Source organism: Microbacterium dextranolyticum, assembly GCF_016907295.1.
In the GTDB taxonomy this organism is placed as follows: Bacteria; Actinomycetota; Actinomycetes; order Actinomycetales; family Microbacteriaceae; genus Microbacterium; species Microbacterium dextranolyticum.
On record NZ_JAFBBR010000001.1, the window covers coordinates 1,843,119 to 1,862,088 of the forward strand.

Below are 18,970 nucleotides of genomic sequence, written 5' to 3' on the forward strand. Positions count from 1 at the left end.
ACCCTGTGGTCCGACCATACGTAGAGTGAACCCGTGCTGACGATCTCCGAAACCCTGTCCGCGCAAGCCGACGCGGCGCTGCACAAGTCCGACGGCCTGCGCTCCCCCGGGCGCTTCCTCGTCTCGGGCATGCTCGCCGGTGCCTACATCGGCATCGGCGTCGTCCTCATGGTCGCCACGGCCGGTCCCCTGCTCACCGCCGGATCGGGCTTTGCAAAACTCGTCAGCGGCCTCGTGTTCGGTGTGGCGCTGACCCTCGTCGTCTTCGGCGGCGCCGACCTCCTCACGAGCGCCATGATGATCCTGCCGATCGGCGCGCTGATGCGGGCACTCTCGCCGTGGCGTGCAGCCGGCGTGATCGCCGCGACGTTCGTCGCCAACATCGTCGGCGCGCTCGTGTTCGCGGCGCTCATCGTCGCCTCCGGGGTGCTGCATTCGAATGCCCCTGCCGGCGAGATGCTCGCCGGGATGCTGGCCGCCAAGGCGACCGAAGGCCCGCTCGAGATGTTCGTCCGCGGCATCCTGTGCAACGTCCTCGTGTGCCTCGCGATCTGGATGAGTGCCCGCGTCCGCGCCGACATCGCGAAGATCGCCCTGATCTTCGCCGCGATCCTCGCGTTCATCTCGTCGGGCTTCGAGCACGTGGTCGCCAACATGACGACGTACGGCATCGGGCTCTTCTCCGGCGACCCGCACGCGACGTGGGGCCTCTTCGCGAACAATGTCCTGTGGGTGGGACTCGGCAACCTCGTCGGCGGTGCCGTCGTCGTCGGTCTCGGGTACTGGATCATCGGCGGGTCGCCGCGCATCGACCGCGTGCCGGTGACGCCCGCGACGGAATCGGTCGTTCACGGCGTCCGAGTAGACTGAGCACTCCTTCGCGGGAGTGGTGAAATCGGCAGACACGCAGGATTTAGGTTCCTGTGCCTTCGGGCGTGTGGGTTCAAGTCCCACCTTCCGCACAGACGGCGCAGGCTACGCTCTGAGAGTCTGCGCCGCCGACACTCCACCCCGCCCACCGACCGACGGGAACCCTGTTGCACGCTCTGGCCCTCATCCCCTGGCTCGACCCCGCCGCGATCATCGAGAACGCGGGCTCGTGGGCCCTCGTCGTGGTGTGCTTCATCGTCTTCGCCGAGACCGGCCTGCTCATCGGCTTCCTGCTGCCGGGCGACACCCTGCTCGTCATCTCGGGCCTGCTGTCGCACTCCTCCGACAAGCTCCCGCACGGTGTCTTCGGGATCAGCGTCTGGTGGGTCGCGCTCCTCATCGGGCTCGCGGCGTTCATCGGTGGTGAGGTCGGGTACTACATCGGCCACAAGGGCGGTCCGGCCGTCTTCGAGCGCAAGGAATCGGGGCTGTTCAGCCGCAAGAACGTCGAGCGCACCAACGCGTTCTTCGACAAGTACGGCGGGCTCACCGTCATCCTCGCCCGCTTCGTGCCGATCGTCCGCACCTTCGCTCCCGTCGCCGCGGGCGTCGGCCACATGCCGTGGCGCCGGTACACGCTCTACAACCTCATCGGGGCCGTCCTGTGGGGCTTCGGGCTCACGATGTTCGGCTATCTCATCGGCTTCATCCCGCCGGTCGCGACGTTCGTCGAGAACTACATCGACCTGATCCTCCTCGCCGCCGTCGGCGGTACCGCCCTCGTCACGCTCTGGCACTACCTCTCCGAGCGTCGCAAGGTGAAGAAGGAGCAGACGGCGGGCGTCTCGCCCGCCACCGTCGAACCCCTCGAGGACGACGCACCCGCCTCCTGACTCAGGACGCCTCGGGCCGCTTCCGCTTCGTCGCGGGAGCGGCCTTTTCGGCTTCTGCGCGCGCCGCGCGGCTGCGCTCGACACTCGCGGTGAGTGCGGCCATGAGGTCGATCACCTCTCCCCCGGCATCCACGTGAGCCTCGGCACCGAACGTCTCGGCCGTGTCGAGCGCATCGCCCTTCTCGAGCTTCGCGTCGATGAGCGTGCGCAACTCCTGCTGATACTCATCCACGAACTCGCTCGGGTCGAAGTCGCTCGAGAAGCTCTCGACCAGTGCGGCCGACAGCTCCAATTCCTTGGCGGAGATCTTCACCGGCTCGTCGAGCGCCGAGAAGGATGCCTCGCGCACCTCGTCGGCCCACAGCAGCGTCTGCAGCACGAGCACCTCACCACGCACCCGCAGAGCCGCAAGGCGCGTCTTCTGCCGCAGTGAGAAGCGCACGACCGCGGTGCGGTCGGTCTGCTCGAGCGTCGTGCGCAGCAGCACGTACGCCTTCGGCGAGGACGAGTCCGGCTCGAGGTAGTACGGCCGATCGAGCGTCAGCAGATCGATCTGATCGCTCGGCACGAACTCGACCACCTCGATCTCGCGACTGCGCTCCGCCGGAAGCGAGGCGATGTCGTCGGCGGTGAGCACGACCGTGCGCTCACCGTCGTCGTACGCCTTGTCGATCTCGGCGTAGGGCACGACCTCCCCGTCGAGCTCGCAGACGCGCTGGTACCGGATCCGTCCTCCGTCCGAAGCGTGCACCTGGTGCAGCGGTACGTCGTGATCTTCGATGGCGGAGTACACCTTCACCGGCACGTTGACGAGCCCGAACGTCAGCGCGCCCTTCCAGATCGCTCTCATCCGCACAGTCAACACGGCACTGCCACCCCGCGCCAGGGGGCGCGACAGCACGACGCGCGGGCTAACCTGACGCCATGCCAGCTTCGGGTCCCCTCGTCGAGGTCGACGGACACCGGCTGCGGCTGACGAACCTCGACAAGGTCCTCTACCCCGCCACCGGCACCACCAAAGGCGAGGTCATCGAGTACTACACCCTGATCGCACCATTCCTCCTCCCGCACCTGCGCGGCCGGCCCGTCACGCGCCTGCGCTGGCCCGAGGGCACGGGCCACGCCCCGTTCTTCGCGAAAGCACTCGAGGCCGGCGCCCCGGCATGGCTCGACCGCAGGGCGATCGAGCATTCGGGCGGCGCCAAGCAGTACCCCGTCATCGGCGACACCGCGGGCCTCGTCTATCTCGCCCAGGTCGCCAGCATCGAGCTGCACACCCCGCAATGGCGGTTCGACGGCACGGCACGCGGACACCCGGACCGGCTCGTCCTCGACCTCGATCCCGGGCCCGGCGTCGGGCTCGCCGAATGCGCCGAGGTCGCTCGGCTCGCACGCGAGCTCCTGCGAGGCGTCGGGATGGACGCACGACCCGTGACGAGCGGCTCCGCGGGCATCCACCTGTACGCGCCACTCGACGGCACGCACACCTCCGACGACATCTCCGCGTTCGCCCACGAGCTCGCACGGTCTCTCGAAGCCGACCACGCCGACCTCGTCGTCAGCACGATGGCAAAGTCCGCGCGCACCGGCAAGGTGCTCGTCGACTGGAGCCAGAACAACGCGGCGAAGACGACCGTCGCGCCGTACTCGCTGCGGGGTCGCGCGTCGCCGACCGCCGCCGCACCCCGCACGTGGGCCGAGCTCGACGACCCCGCGCTGCGGCAGCTCACCCTCGACGAGGTTCTCGCCCGTGCCCGGGCGGACGGCGACCTGCTCGAGGCCCTGGCGCCCCGCCCCGCACAGGCGTTGCGAGCCTATGAGACGAAGCGCACGCGCGGAGCGACTCCCGAGCCGTTCCCCGCCGATCCGGATGCCGCGAGGCCGGCCCCGACGGCTCGCGTCGACGATGCGGGAGGATCGGCCTCTACGCCGACGGGGCGGTTCGTCGTGCAGGAGCACCACGCCTCGCGCCTGCACGACGACCTACGGCTTGAGCACGATGGTGTCCTCGTGAGCTGGGCGGTGCCGCGCGGCATCCCCCCGACCGGCGAACGCAACCATCTCGCGATCATGACCGAGCCGCATCCGCTGGAGTACCTCGATTTCGCCGGCACGATTCCGGCGGGCCAGTACGGCGCCGGTGAGATGACGATCTGGGACGCCGGCGTGTACGACGCCGAGAAGTGGCGCGACGACGAGGTCATCGTCACCGTGACCGGCCGTTCCGGCGGCCCACTGGGCACCGCGCGTCTCGCGCTGATCCGCACCTCGGGATCGGGCGAGAGATCGCAGTGGCTGCTCCACCGGATGGATCCGGGCGACGGAGCCCGCGCGCTGTCGGCCATGACGCAGCGACGGCGAACGCCCGCCGAGGTTGCCGCGCCGCCGCAGACGTCGTGGACGACAGTCCGACCGATGCTCGCCACCCTCGCCACCCCGGCCATCGCGGCGTCCGCCGCCGCGCGCTGGGGCACGCCGTGGGCCGAGTTCAAATGGGACGGCATCCGGGCGCTCGGCCGATGGGACGGGACGCGGCTCACCCTGCAGGCCCGGAGCGGCACAGACATCACCGCCCGCTACCCCGAGCTGACCGCGATCGACCTCGGCCTCGGACCCGAGCCCGTCATCGTCGACGGTGAGATCGTGGCGACGGATGCCGCGGGACGCCCGAGCTTCTCACGCCTGCAGTCGCGCATCCATCTGACCGAGCCGCACGAGATCGACCGAGAGGCGAGGAGAACCCCCGTCACCTACCTCCTCTTCGACGTGCTCCAGGCGGGCGGTGCGGACGTCACCGCCCGTCCGCTGCGCGACCGACGTGCGCTGCTCGAAGTCCTGCACCCCGCCCCGTCCGCGCCGATCATCGTTCCCCCGGTAACCGACGATGTCACGGCCGCCCTCGACGCGGCGCGCGAACGGACGATCGAGGGGATCGTCGTGAAAGACCCGGGCTCTCCGTATCGGCCGGGCACACGATCGGAGCGCTGGCTGAAGGTCAAGCTCACGTCGAGTCAGGATGTCGTGGTCGGCGGCATCCGTCCCGGGCGCGGGACGCGCGCGGGGCGCATCGGCTCCCTCCTCGTGGGCATCCCCGACGCGGACGGACTGCGATACGTGGGCCGCGTGGGGTCGGGCTTCACCGAGCGCGAGCTCGATCGCCTCGACGCACTGCTGACACCCCTACGGTCGGTGCGCAATCCCTTCATCGGGGTGCCGCGTGCCGATCGGTCGGATGCCGTGTGGCTGCGGCCCGAGGTCGTCGGAGAGGTCGAGTACGCCGAGTTCACCCCGAACGGCACGCTGCGCCACGCGCGGTGGCGGGGCAGCCGGGGCGACGTCACGCCGTCCGAGGTACGACGAGACGGGTGATCCTCATGCCGCCGCGGGACTCGTGGGCGTGGGCACGGCATCGTCGACGAAGACGCCGATGCGCTCGCCGTCGAGGACGAACTTCAGTGCGGTGCCGTCGGGAAAGCGCTCTCGCAGCGCACTCGGCGACTGCGGACCCACCATGAACTGCGCCGTCGCGGGGAACGAGCCCGCTTGACACCCCCAGAACACCTCGCCCGTCACCGATCCGTCACTGCCGTACCCCTGGCTGGGGACGATCAGCAGACACGGCGCTCCCGCACTGGACATACCGAGGCCGGCCGCGGTGGGAATGACGATCAGCCCCTCGAAAGCGAAGCCCTCGGCCTCGCCGCCGGGTACCCAGGTGAGAACCTGTTCGGGGACCTCCGCTTTCTCGGTCAGCGTCGCGATCTGACGGCCACCCGCACTCCCGGCCACGGGCGGGATCGACGCCAGCCCCCAGACGAGCCCGCCGACCAGCACCGCGACCACGAGCATCGACGCCGCCCACGCGACGATCCACGGGGCCGCGACAGGGCGCCGGCCCGCAGCGACCGCATCGCGCGAATCCGGCACGGTCGGCGCGTCCGGTTCGTCGGCATCGAGCGGAACCGTCGGCAGGCCGATCGAGGCGCGCAGCAGTGCGGCGGCATCCGGCGCCTCGCCCACCACGTCGGCGGTGGCGGTCGACGGGCCGGGAGCCCGGTCGGTTCGCGCACGCTCCTCGAGCTCCCGCAGACGTGCGGTCGCGACCGGATCGGCCGCGATGTCGGCGAATGGTCCGTACGCGCGCCGCCGCAGCGCCGCAAGCTCGTCGCGTGAGGTGGCATCCATCCCCCGCATCCTCGCACGTCGTGCGCCTGCCGCGCGGCGCAACGTCCACCCCGACCCGATGGGGCTGACCGCGCCGACCGCGCGGTCAGTGCGCGTCGTGCTCCCGATGGCCCGCCGGCTCGAACTGGAAGGTGGAGTGCTCGACGTCGAAATGGTCCGCCAGGCATCCCTGCAGCGACGACAGCAGCCGCGCCGACCGCCCGCTCGTCAGAACGTCGGGGTCGACGACGACGTGCGCGGTGAACACGGGTGCCCCCCGGGTCAGCTGCCAGACATGGATGTCGTGAACGTCGGCGACGCCGTCGGCGCTCAGGATGTGCTCGCGAATCACCGTGACGTTCGTTCCGTCGGGGGCGCGCTCACCCAGCACCGCGACGACCTCGCGCAGCAGCGAGATCGCCCGCGGGACGATCATGACCGCGATGAGCAGGGAGGCCAGGGCATCCGCCGGCATCCAGCCCGTCGTGACGATGACAACGGCGGCGACGATCACCACGGCCGAACCGATCAGATCGCCGAGCACCTCGAGGTAGGCACCACGGACGTTGATCGACGTCCGCTGCGCGGCTGAGAGGAGCCACATCGAGATCGCGTTCGCGACGAGTCCGACGACCGCAACGACGATCATGAGGCCTCCGGCGACCTCGACCTCGGCCGGCCTGAGGAGCCGGCCGACCGCCTCGCTCGCGATCCACAGGCACAGCACGATCAGCAGGACGGCGTTGATCAGCGCACCGAAGACCTCGGCCCGCTGGTAGCCATAGGTGTTGCGCTCGTCAGCGGGCCGGCGCGCGACGAGACTCGCGATCAGCGCGATCACGAGAGCGGACGCATCGGCGAACATGTGCGCCGCGTCGGCCAGAAGTGCCAGCGATCCGGTCAGCACCGCACCGACGATCTGCACCACCATGACCGTCGCGGTCAGAGTCAGCGAGATCGCGAGCAGCCGGTGGTTGGCCTGACCGCGGACCCCCGAGACGCCGTGCGCGTGATCATGCATAGGGAAAGGCTATGCCTCGGAAGCGGTGCCTGAGCGCTCGCGGGCGCAGTCGGGAACGAGTGTGATTCTCAGTCGTCGTTCGCCGCTATGCCGGGCGGTGCGCGGCCGCCGCGCGCCCCGAGTCAGAGCCTGGCAAGCAACGGCAGCAGCGACTCGAACGCGCGCGCCCGATGCGACACCGCGTTCTTCTCCGCCGCGGTGAACTCCCCTGCCGTGCGCTCCGCGCCGCCGGACTGTCCATCGGGGATGAAGATCGGGTCGTACCCGAAGCCGCCGCTCCCGGCGGGTGCGGTCGCGAGCCGACCCGGCCAGACGCCGTCGACGACGTGTTCGTCCAAAGCTCCGCCCGGCACCACCAGCGCGATCGTCGACACGAAGCGGGCTGTCCGGTGCGGGTCGGCGATGTCGGCGAGCTGATCGAGCAGCAGCTCGAGGTTCGCCACGGCATCCTTGCGATGACCCGCCCAGTACGCGGAGAACACGCCGGGTGCTCCTCCCAGAACGTCGACGCAGATCCCGGAGTCGTCGGCGAGGGCGGGCAGCCCGGTGTGCTCGACGGCGGCCCGCGCCTTGATGAGGGCGTTCTCGGCGAACGTCACGCCGTCCTCCACCGGCTCCGGTCCGTCGTAGCCGACGACCTCGAGATCGGGTCGCACGCGCGCGACGATCGCGCCGAACTCCTCCACCTTGTGCGGATTGTGGGTCGCCAACACGATCCTGCGGCGTGCCGCACGCGGATGGGAGGAGTTCGGGCCGGTACTCACGAGGCGAGCGCCTCGGTCTGCGCGTCGCGGAGGTCAGCGCAGCCGGCGACACCGAGCTCGAGCAGTGCGTCGAGCTCGCGCTTGTCGAACGGCGCGCCCTCGGCGGTGCCCTGGACTTCCACGAACAGCCCGCGCCCGGTCACGACCACGTTCATGTCGGTCTCGGCGCGCACGTCCTCGACATAGGCGAGATCGAGCATCGGCTCGCCGTCGATGATCCCGACCGAGACGGCGGCGACCGAGTCGATGAGAACGGTCGCGTTCTTCGAGACCAGTCCCTTCGCGCGGCCCCACTCGATCGCGTCCGCCAGAGCGACGTACGCGCCCGTGATGGCCGCGGTGCGCGTGCCGCCGTCGGCCTGCAGCACATCGCAGTCGATCACGATGGTGTTCTCGCCGAGAGCCTTGGTGTCCACGACGGCACGCAGCGCCCGCCCGATGAGTCGGGAGATCTCGTGCGTGCGGCCTCCGACCTTGCCCTTGATCGACTCGCGGTCGTTGCGGCTGTTGGTGGCCCGCGGCAGCATCGCGTACTCGGCGGTCACCCAGCCCTTTCCCTTGCCCGTCAGCCAGCGCGGAACCCCGCCGGTGAACGACGCGGTGCACAGCACCTTCGTGCCGCCGAAGGAGATCAGGGCCGAGCCCTCGGCATGGGCGCTCCAGCCACGCTCGATCGAGACGGGGCGGAGCTGGTCGACGGTACGTCCGTCGGTACGGGTGGTGGTCATGCGGGTCCTTTCGGGAGATCGATGGCGCCGGTCTGCACGAGTCGCACAGACGACACGCCGCGACCCATGAGTCGGTCCGCGAGGCGCAGGAAGTCATCCGCCGAATCGCCAGTCGCTTCGTACACATGGGTCGGTCGGGCGTCGGGCCCGGCCAGCAGATCGCGCGAGACGAGCTGGCGGTAGACGTCCTTCGCCGTCTCGCTGTCGCTCGAGACGAGTGACACATCGGGGCCCATGACGTAGCTGATTGCGCCCTCGAGGAACGGATAGTGCGTGCAGCCGAGCACCAGGGTGTCGACGCCCGCATGCCGCAGCGGCGCGAGGTACTCCTCGGCGACGGCGAGGACGTCGGCGGAGTCGGTCACGCCGGCTTCGACGAACTCGACGAACCGGGGACACGCCTGCGCGAAAACGGAGAGGTCGGCGTTGACCCCGAGCATGTCCTGATAGACGCCCGAACCGATCGTCCCGACCGTGCCGATGACTCCGATCCGGCGATTGCGCGTCGTGGAGATCGCCGTCCGCACGGCCGGGCCGATCACTTCCACGACGGGCACGTCGTAACGCTCGCGCGCATCGCGCAGCATCGCAGCGGATGCCGTGTTGCAGGCGATCACGAGCATCTTGACGCCCTCGTCGACCAGGGTGTCGAGGACCTCGAGCGAGTACCTGCGGACGTCCGCGATGGGCTTCGGGCCGTACGGCGAGTGCGCGGTGTCGCCGATGTAGAGCAACGACTCGCGCGGCAGCAGCTGCGAGACCGCTCGGGCCACCGTGAGCCCGCCGACTCCGGAGTCGAAGATCCCGATCGGCGCGTCCGTCACGGTCCCCCATCGTACCCGCCCTCGTCGGCGGGCGATCCGGCGCGCCGCCCGAGTCGCGATCGTGCCGACGCCGCGGCTGGATAGAGTGACGGGATGACGCGCGAGACGCCCCAGCGACACGCTCCCCTCCGGCCGGCGACCGAGGCACCTCGTGCCTCCAGCGCTCTGCTCACCGACAGGTACGAGCTGACCATGATCGACGCGGCCCTGCGGGACGGCACCGCATCGCGCCCGTGCGTCTTCGAGCTGTTCGGGCGGCGACTGCCCGGTGCCCGCCGTTTCGGGGTCGTCGCGGGAACCGGGCGTCTGCTGCAGGAGCTGCGGGACTTCCGCTTCGGCGACGACGAACTGCGGTACCTGCGCGATCACCGGGTCGTGAGCGCCGACACCGTCGCCTTCCTCGAGGACTACCGCTTCCGCGGCACCATCCGCGGTTACCGCGAGGGCGAGCTGTACTTCCCCGGGTCGCCGATCCTGACGGTGGAGGGCGGTTTCGCCGAGGCCGTCGTTCTGGAGACGCTGGCTCTCAGCATCCTGAACCACGACTCCGCCGTCGCGAACGCCGCGGCCCGCATGAGCATCGCCGCCGGAGACCGCCCGCTCGCCGAGATGGGGTCGCGGCGCGCCGCTGAGCGCTCCGCCGTCGCGGCGGCGCGCGCCGCCTACATCGCCGGTTTCGGCGCCACGAGCAACCTCGAGGCCGGCCGCATTTGGGGCATCCCCACGATGGGCACCGCGGCGCACGCGTGGACTCTCCTGCACGACACCGAGGAGCAGGCCTTCCGCAGCCAGATCGACGCGCTGGGCGTGGACACGACTCTGCTCATCGACACCTACGACATCCGCGAGGGTGTCGCCACGGCGATCCGTGTCGCCGGCACCGCTCTGGGTGGGGTGCGCATCGACTCGGGCGACCTTCCCACGGTCGCCGCCGAGGTGCGCGCACAACTCGACGAACTCGGTGCGACGAACACGCGGATCACGGTCACCAGCGACCTCGACGAGTTCGCGATCGCCGCGCTGGCCGCGTCCCCGGTGGATGCCTACGGCGTCGGCACGTCCGTCGTCACCGGCTCGGGTGCACCGACCGCCGGCATGGTCTACAAACTCGTCGCGCGCCAGGGCGGCGACGGCGGGTGGGTGTCGGTCGCGAAGGCATCCGCCGACAAATCCTCCAAGGGAGGGCGCAAGGCGGCCTTCCGCACTCTCGATCGCGGCACCGCCACGAGCGAACTCATCGCCGTCTCGGATGGGTTCGAGAAGATCCACACGGCGGCGGCGCATCCCGATGCACGCGCCCTGCAGGTCACCCTCGTCGATCGCGGTGAACCGGATGCCTCATTCGAGGGCCCCGCAGGGGTCGACGCCGCTCGGGCTCATCATGCGCTGGTGCGCGAAGAGCTGCCCGTGAAGGGTCTCGCCCTCAGCCGTTCCGAGCCGGCGCTGCCGACGGTCTACATCGACGCCTGAGCCCCGGTCCGCCCGGATCAGCCCATGAGGGACTCGTAGATCTCCTTGCACGTGGGGCACACCGGGAACTTCTCCGGATCGCGACCCGGAGTCCACTTCTTGCCGCAGAGCGCGCGCACCGGCTTTCCGGTGATCGCCGACTCGAGGATCTTGTCCTTCTTGACATAGTGCGAGAACCGCTCGTGGTCCCCGGGCTCGATGTTCTCCTCGCGCAGCAACTCCTCGAGCTCGCGATCGAGGGTCAGCGTGCCGCCCTGCTCCGGTTCACCGGGTCCGTGGGGGGTGCTCATGGCATCCGATTCTAGCGGCGGACCGACGGGCCAGGGCCTGCGTGTCAGGTCGACTCGACGAACTCCATCAGCCGTCCGCCGGAGCGATCGAAGACGGCTCCCCCGGCGAACACTCCCCCGACGAGCACGACCAGCCCGATCGCCGATCCGCCCCAGAGCGCGATCCACGCGGATGCCTCGTCGCCCCCGAGCGAGCGCCACGCCCACCACAGCGCCGGAACGCTCAGCACCAGTGCGCCGACGATGACGGCCCCCTGAGCGAGACCCCCGCTGGTGCGCTGCGGCTGCTGGAACGGGCTATCACCGGGCCGTGAGACCGCGTAGGGTGCAAGCGCCGACGACAGCGACGATAGTCCCAGGCCGCACAGGAAGAGGCTTGCGCACACGCCGATCAGCGCGGGCAGAACCGCCCAGCGACCATGGAACGAGGTCGAGATCGGAATCGCCACGGCGAGCACGGCGATGGCGATCACGATCACCGGGATGAGACGACCGATTCGGTCCGACGTCCCCCGGACGCCGCTCGCGACGTGCATCCACAGCGCCGTCGAGTCGTAGGCGAGGTCGTTGTGGGCGATCCAGCCGAAGAACAGCGCCATCAACGGCGCGGGGATGAGCGCGATGTACGAGACGGGAACGCCGACGACCAGCAGGGGCGCCACCACGACGATCGCGGCGATCGGCACGATGATCAGGTTCACGAGGTAGCGGGGGTCGCGCAGCCAGTAGATCAGGCTCCGCGCGGCGACACCTCCGGCGGGCGTGCCCGGCGTGAGCGCGAACCAGCCGAGGCCGGCGCGCTCTCTGCCCGATGAGGGGCGCTCGGTGGTCGTGAGCAGCACGCGCACGAGCCACATCCAGAGTGCGCCGAGGCCGAGGACGGTCAGCACGGCGACGACGACGGGGCCCGCGAACGAGCCCGTGAGCGACGCGCCGGGAATGGCCCAGCTCGCGCCGAGCGGAGTCATCGACAGCAGTCGGACCGCATCCGCGAGCGCCGACGGCACCTGGCCGTCCCAATCGAGCGAGACGAAGAAGACCGCGACGGGCACGACGACGATCAGCAACGCCACGATGAAAAGACCGCTGAGCTCGCGCGAGCGGCGAACACGCAGGACGAGGCTCGCGAGCGCGAGACCCACCCGGATCGCCAGAACGCACGTGAGGACGCTGAGAGCCCCCGCGAGGACGGTGATCGGCGCGGATGCCCCGTGGCTGCGCCACAGCGCACCGACGGCGACCGTGACGGCGATCAATCCCCACACCGGCACGCTGATGACGCCGGCGAGAAGAACCGAACCCGCCACCGAGGCCGGACTCATGCCCAGCACCGAGAAGCGACGCGGGTCCAACTGGTCGTCGAGCCCGCCGACCAGCGCCGCGGCGAACAGCCCTCCGGTGAGGGCCGAACCCGCGATCACCGCGACCGCGTCGACGGTGCCGTCGCTGGAGCCCTGCAGCCGCGCCGTGGCGAGGAACACCCCGACGACGGCAACGACCACGCAGGCGACTCCGATGAGCGACCGCACCGTGCGCCGGGGGGCGCCGCGCAGCGCACCGACCAGAAGGTCGAGCCTCAGTCGGAGAACGTGTGCAACCACTCCAGGCCCTCCACGTCGCCCTGACCGCCCGACAGTTCGATGAACCGCTGCTCGAGCGTGCCCTCGCCCCGCACCTCGTCGACCGTGCCGTGCGCGAGCACCCGGCCGGACACGATCACCGCTACCCCGTCGCAGACCCGCTCGACGAGATCCATCCCGTGGCTCGAGAGAATGACGGTGCCGCCGTGGTCGACGTAGGCCTTCAGGATGTCGAGGATCACCGCGGACGACACGGGATCGACCGACTCGAAAGGCTCGTCGAGCACAAGAACACGGGGGGAATGGATCATGGCGCCCGCGAGCATGATCTTCTTCGTCATTCCGGTCGAGTAGTCCGACACCTGTCGGCCGAGCGCGTCGGTGAGATCGAATGCGCGTGCGAGATCGGCGGTTCGCGATTCGATGACCGCGGACCGCAGGCCGCGCAGCACGCCGTAGTAATGGAGCAGTTGACGGCCGGTGAGACGGTCGAACGTCCGCAGGCGGTCGGGAAGGATGCCCATCTGCCGCTTCGCCTCGCGGGGCGCGGCGCGCAGGTCGATTCCGGCGACGCGGATCGTGCCCGTGTCAGCGCGGAGCAGTCCGGCGATCAGCGAAAGCGTCGTGGTCTTGCCGGCACCGTTGGGACCGACGATCCCGTAGAAGGTGCCGGGCGCGACGCTCAGCTCGATCCCCTCGACCGCATGCGTCTGCCCGAACGACTTCGACACGCCCTGCAGCTGCATCGCGGCGACGACGGCAGCCGGGTCGTCGTCGTCGACGGCCGCAGAGTCGTCTGCCGAGAACAGCTCGGTCACGACCCGATCGTCGTCGAGATCCGTGGATGCCTCATCGGACGCGTCGATCCGAGAATCCTCTTCGACCGCAACCGCCACGAAGCCGGGCACCGTGAGGAGCTCGGGCTCAGGCTCAGGCTCGATTTCAGGCTCCACGTCGAGCTCAGGTTCGGGCTCGATCTCGGGGTCCGCGTCGAACTCCGGCTCAGGCTCCGGCTCGGGCTCGATCTCGGGGTCCGCGTCGAACTCCGGCTGAGGCTCGGCGGCGCGTGCAGGTTCAGCCTCGGGCTCGACGTCACTTTCCCGCGTGAGCTCGGCGTGGCGTTCCGCATCGGTCTCGTTCTCGGCGTCGCGTTCCAGGTCGGTCGCGGCGGCCTCCGGGTCGACCTCGCCGATCGGCGGGAGAGCAGAGACACCCTCGAGTGCATCGGCATCGGCATCGGCATCGGCATCGGTCTCGCTCACCGATGCGGGCGATTGCGCACCGAGGGCACCTGCCGCATCCTCATCGAACGATGCGTCAGGAACGGATTCCGCCACGATCTCGTCCGGCCCATCCGTGTCGGAAGAAGCCTCGAACCGGGCAGCGGCCACGGCTGCCGGGACGGACGGGGGCGGAGGGGGCGAAACCGGGGCCGCGACAGAAGCGTCCGTATCGATGACGAGCGACCGCGCGGCGGCTTCGGCGGCACTCACCGCCGGAAGCGGTGGTCGCGAAGGAAGCGACGGACGGGGCGGAACAGCGGGGCTCTGCGTACCCTCGTCGTTCTCGGGGCGCGGCAGAGACGGGGTCACCCACCCAACCTAGCAAGCGCCCCCGGAACCCGCGGGGAGGTGTGCACAGGTGCGTCGCGGAACGCAACGTGCGGCACGGGGGTTGCTCTCAGCGAGCCTGCATAGGATCGTGCCTGATATGGCAAAGGTCCACCGCATCCACTCGATGTCCGACGATTCCGCCTGGGCCGGGGGCCTTCCCCCGGAAGGATCGACCGAGCATCCGTATGCCATCCGTGTACTGGACGGCGCGTTGCGGGTGCAGCGGCCCGCGGTGGTCGCGCATCTGCGGAGCATCCGACTGCGCCACCCCGACGCCTCGACCGCCGACATCGTGCGCATGCTCGAGCGCCGCTATGTGGCAGCCGTCACGACCGGTGGTGCGGCGGTGGGCGCGACGGCCGTGATCCCCGGGATCGGAACCGGCGTCACCCTGGCGCTTTCGGGCGTCGAGACGATCGGTTTCCTCGACGCCACCGCGCTGTTCGCCCAGTCGCTCTCCGAGTTGCACGGCATCCCGGTGCAGAACCCCGACCGAGCGCGCGCGCTCGTGTTGACTCTCATGCTCGGTCAGGAAGGCGTGGACCTCGTCGCGCAGCTGGGCCGCCAGGTCTCCGGAACGGGAAAGAACCGGTCGACGTATTGGGGCGAGCTGGTGACGAAGTCACTCCCCCGCGCGGCGGTCGGGCCGCTCGTCGATCGTCTCAAGACGGCGTTCGTGCGCCAGTTCGCTGCGAAGGGAAGCGCGTCGGTGATCGGCAAAGCACTGCCGTTCGGCATCGGTGCCGCGATCGGAGGGACCGGCAATCATCTGCTGGGCCGACGGGTCGTCATCGGCGCGCGGAAAGCGTTCGGCGTACCGCCCGCGCATTACCCCGCCGAACTGGAGCCCCGACCCGGAACCGCCCGGGTGGAATCGGCCGCGTTCGGAGCCGTGCGTCGCACGGGCGCAGCGATCGGTGCAGGTGGGCGCAGGGTCACGGATGCCGTGGGCACCGCCGTCGTCCGGGCGACCGCCTCCCCTCGCCGCCGCCGTCCGGAACCGACGGACGACACGGCCGAGGACTCGTCCCTGCCCTGAGGCTTCCTCGACCCCGATGGCCCCGATGCCCCCGAGACGGCCGTCGCCCCGGTGCGGTCATCGACGACCCTCGGGCGCACAATGGGGCTATGGGAATCTTCCAGAGCAGACCCGAGGACCCGACCGAATGGGCGGGCCTCCCCGCGGAGCCGTGGGAGCCGCGCGCTCCCGCCGAGACGCTTCCCGAGGGCGTGACGGCACCGTCCGCGCTGGGACTGTCAGAGCCGGGAACGCAGATCACGCTGAACGTGTTCGCGGTCGCGACCGACGCTTCGGGCGCCGGCACGGTTCCGTCATCGGGCGAGCAGGCATCCGACGCGCGAACAGCCGACGATGAGGATGCCTCGTGATCCCGCTGCTCGCGACGCTGCTGTTCGTCAACGCCGCCTTCAACGCCCTCGTCTGGCCGCGCTTCTACGCGCGCGTCGCGAAAGATCCTCGTGCCCGCACCGCCGACGGCACACCGACCCGGTTCCTCGTGGTGCACGGAATCCTCGTCGGCGTGGCGCTGGTGATCGCGGTCGTCTCCGTCGTCGCGGGTGTGATCGCCCTCACCACGGCCTGACGAACGCCTCACCTGTTCAGCGCCCTTTTCCGGCACGCAGAACGCCACCCCGCGAAACCCGCGGGGTGGCGTTCTGCGTATCGGGATCCCGCGGCCGGGATCCGTCGCTCACTTGCTGAGGGTGCCCAGGGTGACCTCGGTGGAGGCGGTGGCCCCGTCGCGCTCGTACACGAGCTTGGCCGTGCTGCCACCCGCCAGCGCACGCACCTGCGCCGTCAGATCGGTCGCGTTGGTGATGGGAACGCCGTTGAACGAGGTGACGACGTCACCCTTCTTCAGGCCGGCCTTCGCCGCCGCTCCCCCGGCCGTCGCCTCGCTGATGTACGCACCGGCGGTCGTCGCACCCTGCTGGGATGCCGCGTCGCCGACCATCGCGCCCAGCAGGCCGTGGGTGGCCACACCGTTCTTGATGATCTCGTCGGTCACGCGCTTGGCGATATCAGAGGGGATCGAGAAGCCGACGCCGATCGAACCGGACTGACCGCCCGAGCTGGAGCTGCCCGCAGAGGCGATCGCCACGTTGATGCCGATCAGCTTTCCCTCTCCGTTGACCAGAGCGCCGCCCGAGTTGCCGGGGTTGATAGCCGCGTCGGTCTGGATGACGGCGATCGAGATGGAGCTCTTCGCCGACTGCTGCTGTCCCTGACCGAAGTCGAACTGGAACGGCGAGCCGCCCTGTCCAGGCTGGGGCGCCTGCTCCTGAGCGTCGCCCTCGGGCGCCGCCGAGGACGCGATCTGGATCGAGCGGTTGAGTGCGCTGACGATGCCCGTCGTCACCGTGTTCGACAGACCCAGCGGTGCGCCGACGGCGACCGTCTGGTCACCGACGTTCAGCTTGCTCGAGTCGCCGAAGTCGATCGGTGTCAGACCCGACGCGTCGGTGAGCTTGATGACCGCGAGGTCATAGGTGGGGTCGGTACCGACGATCGTGGCGGCGAACACCTTGCCGTCCGACGTCGTGACCGACAGCTTCGCATCCGCTGCCTGTCCGTCGAGCGTCACGACGTGCGTGTTCGTGACGACGTAGCCGTCGGCGGTGAGTACGACACCGGAGCCCGTACCGCCCGACGAGCCGGCCGACGCCGATATGGTCACGACCGACGGAACGACCTTCGCGGCGATCGCCGTCGTCTGGTTGACCGAGTCGGTGTTGTTGACCGTGACCGCGGCCGGACCGCTCGTGACCACCGTCTGCGACTGCGGCAGGAAGGAGGCGCCGGCGGCGGCACCGCCGATTCCGGCCGCGCCGCCCACGAGCGCCGCGGCGACCATGATGCCCACGATCCGACCCGCGCCGATCTTCGCAGTCGGCGCACTCGCCGACTCTGCGGCAGGTGCCGGGGCCACACCCAGAGCGTGACCGGAGGGGTACGCCGGTCCCGTCTGCTCCGTACCGTACGGAGCCGTGGGATAGGCAGACGTGGGATGCCCGTACGACGGCGAGCCCTGCGGGCCTGCCGCAGGCGCGCCCGGAGCCGAGTACGGCGCCTGAGACGCGTACTCGCCGTAGCGTGGCGCAGGCTGGCCCGTCGCCGGTGCGACTCCACCGGCGACGGGAGCGGTGGGAGCTGCCGTGGCGGGAGCCTCCGGTGCGGAGGCCGCCGCGGCCGGCGACGTCGCCTCGGCCGCGTGCCCGGCAGGTGCCGCGGGCGCGCCAGTGACATCGGTCGAGTGAGAGGCCGGAGCGGCCGGCGCCGGTGCGCCCGAGGCGGCGTCGGCAGCGGTCTGCGCCGGCAGCGGGGGTCGCAGCGTGGCGTCGTCGAGAGGCTGCGGGTCGTTCGAGGTAGGGGTGTTGTCGCTCATCAGTGATTCCTTCTTCCCAAGACACCTTCAGCATGGCGCCGCATCCTGTGCGTTGCATATGCCCGCACTCCCACGAACCTATGTGTCCGCACCCGTGCGAGACGGCCCGGTCGCTGTAGCGTGTGTGGGATGCGAGAGATACCCGGCGCATGGCGCCGCGCGGCATCCGGGGCGGGGCTTCTCGGGCCCGCCGGCGAGCCTCAGCCCACGATCTTCGCCGAGATGACCGCCCTCGCGGCGCGAACCGGCGCCATCAACCTCGGTCAGGGCTTTCCGGACGAGGACGGACCCGCCGCGGTACTCGATGCGGCGCGTGAGGCGATCGCGTCTGGCGTGAATCAGTACGCGCCCGGACGAGGGATGCCGGTCCTGCTCGAGGCCATCGCGACCCACCAGCAGCGGTTCTACGGTCTGCAGGTCGATCCGCACCGCGAGGTGCTGGTCACCGCCGGGGCCACCGAGGCTCTCGCCGCAGCTCTGCTCGCGCTCGTCACCTCGCCCGACGACGAAGTGGTGGTGTTCGAGCCGTACTACGACTCCTATGCCGCGTGCGTCGCCCTGGCGGGGGCACGTCTGGTTCCGGTTCCGCTGCGGTTCCCCGACTTCGAGCCCGCTCCCGAGGATCTCGAGCGTGCCGTCACCGACCGGACCCGACTCATCCTCGTCAACGATCCGCACAACCCCACCGGCGCGGTGTTCTCAGCTGCAACGCGCGAGCGCATCGTGCGCCTCGCGGAGCGTCACGACGCCGTCATCGTGACCGATGAGGTGTACGAGCACCTGGTCTTCGACGCGTCGCACGTTCCCCTGTCGACCATTCCGGGCGCCGCGGAACGGACGCTGACGATCTCGTCTGCCGGGAAGACCTTCTCCACCACCGGCTGGAAGATCGGCTGGATCACCGGACCCGCTGACCTCGTCGATGCGGTCCTCGCGGTCAAGCAGTTCCTCACGTACACGAACGGCACACCGTTCCAGCCCGCCATCGCCGTGGGCCTCGGCCTCTCGGACGACTACTTCGCGGGCATCGCGACGAGGCTGCGAGACAAGCGCGACCTTCTGGGCGAGGGTCTGCGCGCGGCAGGGTTCACCGTGTCCGTCCCGACGGGTTCGTACTTCACCGTCGCCGACGCGACGCCGTTCCTCGCCGAGGGCGAGGACAGCGGCGACTTCTGCCGCCGTCTTCCGGAGCGGGCCGGGGTGGTCGCGATTCCCCTCACCGCCTTCGCCTCAGCCGACCACCGCGCCGAGTATTCCTCGCTGGTGCGCTTCGCGGCATGCAAACGCACCGAGGTGATCTCCGAGGCATCCGCTCGCCTGCGCACCCTCGTCTGAGGGCGACGCAC

The 18,970-nt window shown here is 70.1% G+C and carries 18 protein-coding genes and 1 tRNA gene; 9 read left to right on the forward strand and 10 right to left on the reverse strand.

Going from position 1 to position 18,970, the window contains the following annotated elements; translation table 11 throughout:
- The first annotated feature begins 33 nt into the window (after window positions 1-33).
- From JOE64_RS08545 to JOE64_RS08555, 3 genes are all read left to right on the forward strand, one after another.
- Window positions 34-870, forward strand: a complete 837-nt coding sequence (locus tag JOE64_RS08545; RefSeq protein WP_204963866.1) for a formate/nitrite transporter family protein — start codon at window positions 34-36, stop codon at window positions 868-870.
- A gap of 10 nt (window positions 871-880) precedes the next feature.
- Window positions 881-962: transfer RNA gene (locus tag JOE64_RS08550), tRNA-Leu, on the forward strand.
- A gap of 75 nt (window positions 963-1,037) precedes the next feature.
- Window positions 1,038-1,763, forward strand: a complete 726-nt coding sequence (locus tag JOE64_RS08555) for a DedA family protein (protein ID WP_204963867.1) — start codon at window positions 1,038-1,040, stop codon at window positions 1,761-1,763.
- Between the two features lies 1 nt (window position 1,764).
- On the opposite strand, the gene ku is transcribed toward JOE64_RS08555, so the two are convergent.
- Entirely contained in the window at window positions 1,765-2,613 is an 849-nt protein-coding gene (ku, locus tag JOE64_RS08560; RefSeq protein WP_204963868.1) for a non-homologous end joining protein Ku, read from the reverse strand.
- 74 nt (window positions 2,614-2,687) lie between these two features.
- Between ku and JOE64_RS08565 the strand changes: the two genes are divergently transcribed.
- Complete coding sequence (locus JOE64_RS08565; RefSeq protein ID WP_204963869.1) at window positions 2,688-5,132, forward strand: ATP-dependent DNA ligase; 2,445 nt, start codon at window positions 2,688-2,690, stop codon at window positions 5,130-5,132.
- A 3-nt stretch (window positions 5,133-5,135) separates the two neighbouring features.
- Here JOE64_RS08565 and JOE64_RS08570 read toward each other — a convergent pair whose 3' ends face one another.
- The 5 genes from JOE64_RS08570 to murI all read right to left on the reverse strand — a co-directional run bounded on the left by JOE64_RS08570 (window position 5,136) and on the right by murI (window position 9,264).
- Window positions 5,136-5,948 (reverse strand): spermidine/putrescine ABC transporter permease, encoded by an 813-nt coding sequence (locus JOE64_RS08570; protein ID WP_204963870.1) that lies wholly within the window; start codon window positions 5,946-5,948, stop codon window positions 5,136-5,138.
- Between the two features lie 85 nt (window positions 5,949-6,033).
- Window positions 6,034-6,948, reverse strand: a complete 915-nt coding sequence (locus tag JOE64_RS08575) for a cation diffusion facilitator family transporter (RefSeq protein WP_204963871.1) — start codon at window positions 6,946-6,948, stop codon at window positions 6,034-6,036.
- A gap of 122 nt (window positions 6,949-7,070) precedes the next feature.
- A complete protein-coding gene (gene rdgB / locus JOE64_RS08580; RefSeq protein WP_239531730.1) occupies window positions 7,071-7,658 on the reverse strand; it encodes an RdgB/HAM1 family non-canonical purine NTP pyrophosphatase in 588 nt (195 codons plus the stop codon).
- Window positions 7,659-7,708: 50 nt separating this feature from the next.
- Entirely contained in the window at window positions 7,709-8,440 is a 732-nt protein-coding gene (gene rph / locus JOE64_RS08585; RefSeq protein ID WP_204963873.1) for a ribonuclease PH, read from the reverse strand.
- On the reverse strand, window positions 8,437-9,264 hold the full coding sequence (gene murI / locus JOE64_RS08590) for a glutamate racemase (protein WP_204963874.1): 828 nt from the start codon (window positions 9,262-9,264) through the stop codon (window positions 8,437-8,439). The genes rph and murI overlap by 4 nt, the downstream gene beginning before the upstream one ends.
- A 93-nt stretch (window positions 9,265-9,357) precedes the next feature.
- On the opposite strand from murI, the gene JOE64_RS08595 reads away from it, so the two are divergent.
- Window positions 9,358-10,734, forward strand: a complete 1,377-nt coding sequence (locus JOE64_RS08595) for a nicotinate phosphoribosyltransferase (RefSeq protein ID WP_204963875.1) — start codon at window positions 9,358-9,360, stop codon at window positions 10,732-10,734.
- Between the two features lie 17 nt (window positions 10,735-10,751).
- On the opposite strand, the gene JOE64_RS08600 is transcribed toward JOE64_RS08595, so the two are convergent.
- Genes JOE64_RS08600 through JOE64_RS08610 form a run of 3 tightly spaced genes read right to left on the reverse strand, consistent with a single transcriptional unit; the run spans window position 10,752 to window position 13,866 of the window.
- Complete coding sequence (locus tag JOE64_RS08600) at window positions 10,752-11,024, reverse strand: DUF3039 domain-containing protein (protein WP_204963876.1); 273 nt, start codon at window positions 11,022-11,024, stop codon at window positions 10,752-10,754.
- A gap of 44 nt (window positions 11,025-11,068) precedes the next feature.
- Complete coding sequence (locus tag JOE64_RS08605) at window positions 11,069-12,625, reverse strand: hypothetical protein (RefSeq protein WP_204963877.1); 1,557 nt, start codon at window positions 12,623-12,625, stop codon at window positions 11,069-11,071.
- Window positions 12,601-13,866 (reverse strand): ATP-binding cassette domain-containing protein, encoded by a 1,266-nt coding sequence (locus tag JOE64_RS08610; RefSeq protein WP_271202532.1) that lies wholly within the window; start codon window positions 13,864-13,866, stop codon window positions 12,601-12,603. The genes JOE64_RS08605 and JOE64_RS08610 overlap by 25 nt, the downstream gene beginning before the upstream one ends.
- 448 nt (window positions 13,867-14,314) lie before the next feature.
- On the opposite strand from JOE64_RS08610, the gene JOE64_RS08615 reads away from it, so the two are divergent.
- From JOE64_RS08615 to JOE64_RS08625, 3 genes are all read left to right on the forward strand, one after another.
- On the forward strand, window positions 14,315-15,256 hold the full coding sequence (locus tag JOE64_RS08615; protein ID WP_239531731.1) for a hypothetical protein: 942 nt from the start codon (window positions 14,315-14,317) through the stop codon (window positions 15,254-15,256).
- Window positions 15,257-15,345: 89 nt separating this feature from the next.
- Window positions 15,346-15,606, forward strand: a complete 261-nt coding sequence (locus tag JOE64_RS08620; protein WP_204965118.1) for a hypothetical protein — start codon at window positions 15,346-15,348, stop codon at window positions 15,604-15,606.
- Complete coding sequence (locus JOE64_RS08625) at window positions 15,603-15,821, forward strand: SCO4848 family membrane protein (RefSeq protein WP_204963878.1); 219 nt, start codon at window positions 15,603-15,605, stop codon at window positions 15,819-15,821. Before JOE64_RS08620 ends, JOE64_RS08625 begins: the two co-directional genes overlap by 4 nt.
- 108 nt (window positions 15,822-15,929) lie before the next feature.
- On the opposite strand, the gene JOE64_RS08630 is transcribed toward JOE64_RS08625, so the two are convergent.
- Window positions 15,930-17,624: a S1C family serine protease gene (locus JOE64_RS08630; RefSeq protein WP_204963879.1), complete on the reverse strand. Its 1,695-nt coding sequence runs from the start codon at window positions 17,622-17,624 to the stop codon at window positions 15,930-15,932.
- 129 nt (window positions 17,625-17,753) lie between these two features.
- Here JOE64_RS08630 and JOE64_RS08635 point away from each other — a divergent pair, with 129 nt between their 5' ends.
- Window positions 17,754-18,959 carry an aminotransferase class I/II-fold pyridoxal phosphate-dependent enzyme gene (locus JOE64_RS08635; protein WP_204963880.1) on the forward strand — a complete coding sequence of 402 codons (1,206 nt, stop codon included), beginning with the start codon at window positions 17,754-17,756 and terminating at the stop codon, window positions 18,957-18,959.
- Window positions 18,960-18,970 lie beyond the last annotated feature (11 nt).

Excerpts from the sequence above, each read along its gene's own strand:
- JOE64_RS08615 (WP_239531731.1), top strand. The coding sequence starts at position 14,315 with ATGGCAAAGGTCCACCGCATCCACTCGATGTCCGACGATTCCGCCTGG.
- JOE64_RS08595 (WP_204963875.1), top strand. The coding sequence starts at position 9,358 with ATGACGCGCGAGACGCCCCAGCGACACGCTCCCCTCCGGCCGGCGACC.
- JOE64_RS08600 (WP_204963876.1), bottom strand. The coding sequence starts at position 11,024 with ATGAGCACCCCCCACGGACCCGGTGAACCGGAGCAGGGCGGCACGCTG.
- JOE64_RS08570 (WP_204963870.1), bottom strand. The coding sequence starts at position 5,948 with ATGGATGCCACCTCACGCGACGAGCTTGCGGCGCTGCGGCGGCGCGCG.
- JOE64_RS08575 (WP_204963871.1), bottom strand. The coding sequence starts at position 6,948 with ATGCATGATCACGCGCACGGCGTCTCGGGGGTCCGCGGTCAGGCCAAC.
- JOE64_RS08620 (WP_204965118.1), top strand. The coding sequence starts at position 15,346 with ATGGGAATCTTCCAGAGCAGACCCGAGGACCCGACCGAATGGGCGGGC.
- ku (WP_204963868.1), bottom strand. The coding sequence starts at position 2,613 with ATGAGAGCGATCTGGAAGGGCGCGCTGACGTTCGGGCTCGTCAACGTG.
- JOE64_RS08565 (WP_204963869.1), top strand. The coding sequence starts at position 2,688 with ATGCCAGCTTCGGGTCCCCTCGTCGAGGTCGACGGACACCGGCTGCGG.
- JOE64_RS08635 (WP_204963880.1), top strand. The coding sequence starts at position 17,754 with ATGCGAGAGATACCCGGCGCATGGCGCCGCGCGGCATCCGGGGCGGGG.
- JOE64_RS08630 (WP_204963879.1), bottom strand. The coding sequence starts at position 17,624 with ATGAGCGACAACACCCCTACCTCGAACGACCCGCAGCCTCTCGACGAC.
- rph (WP_204963873.1), bottom strand. The coding sequence starts at position 8,440 with ATGACCACCACCCGTACCGACGGACGTACCGTCGACCAGCTCCGCCCC.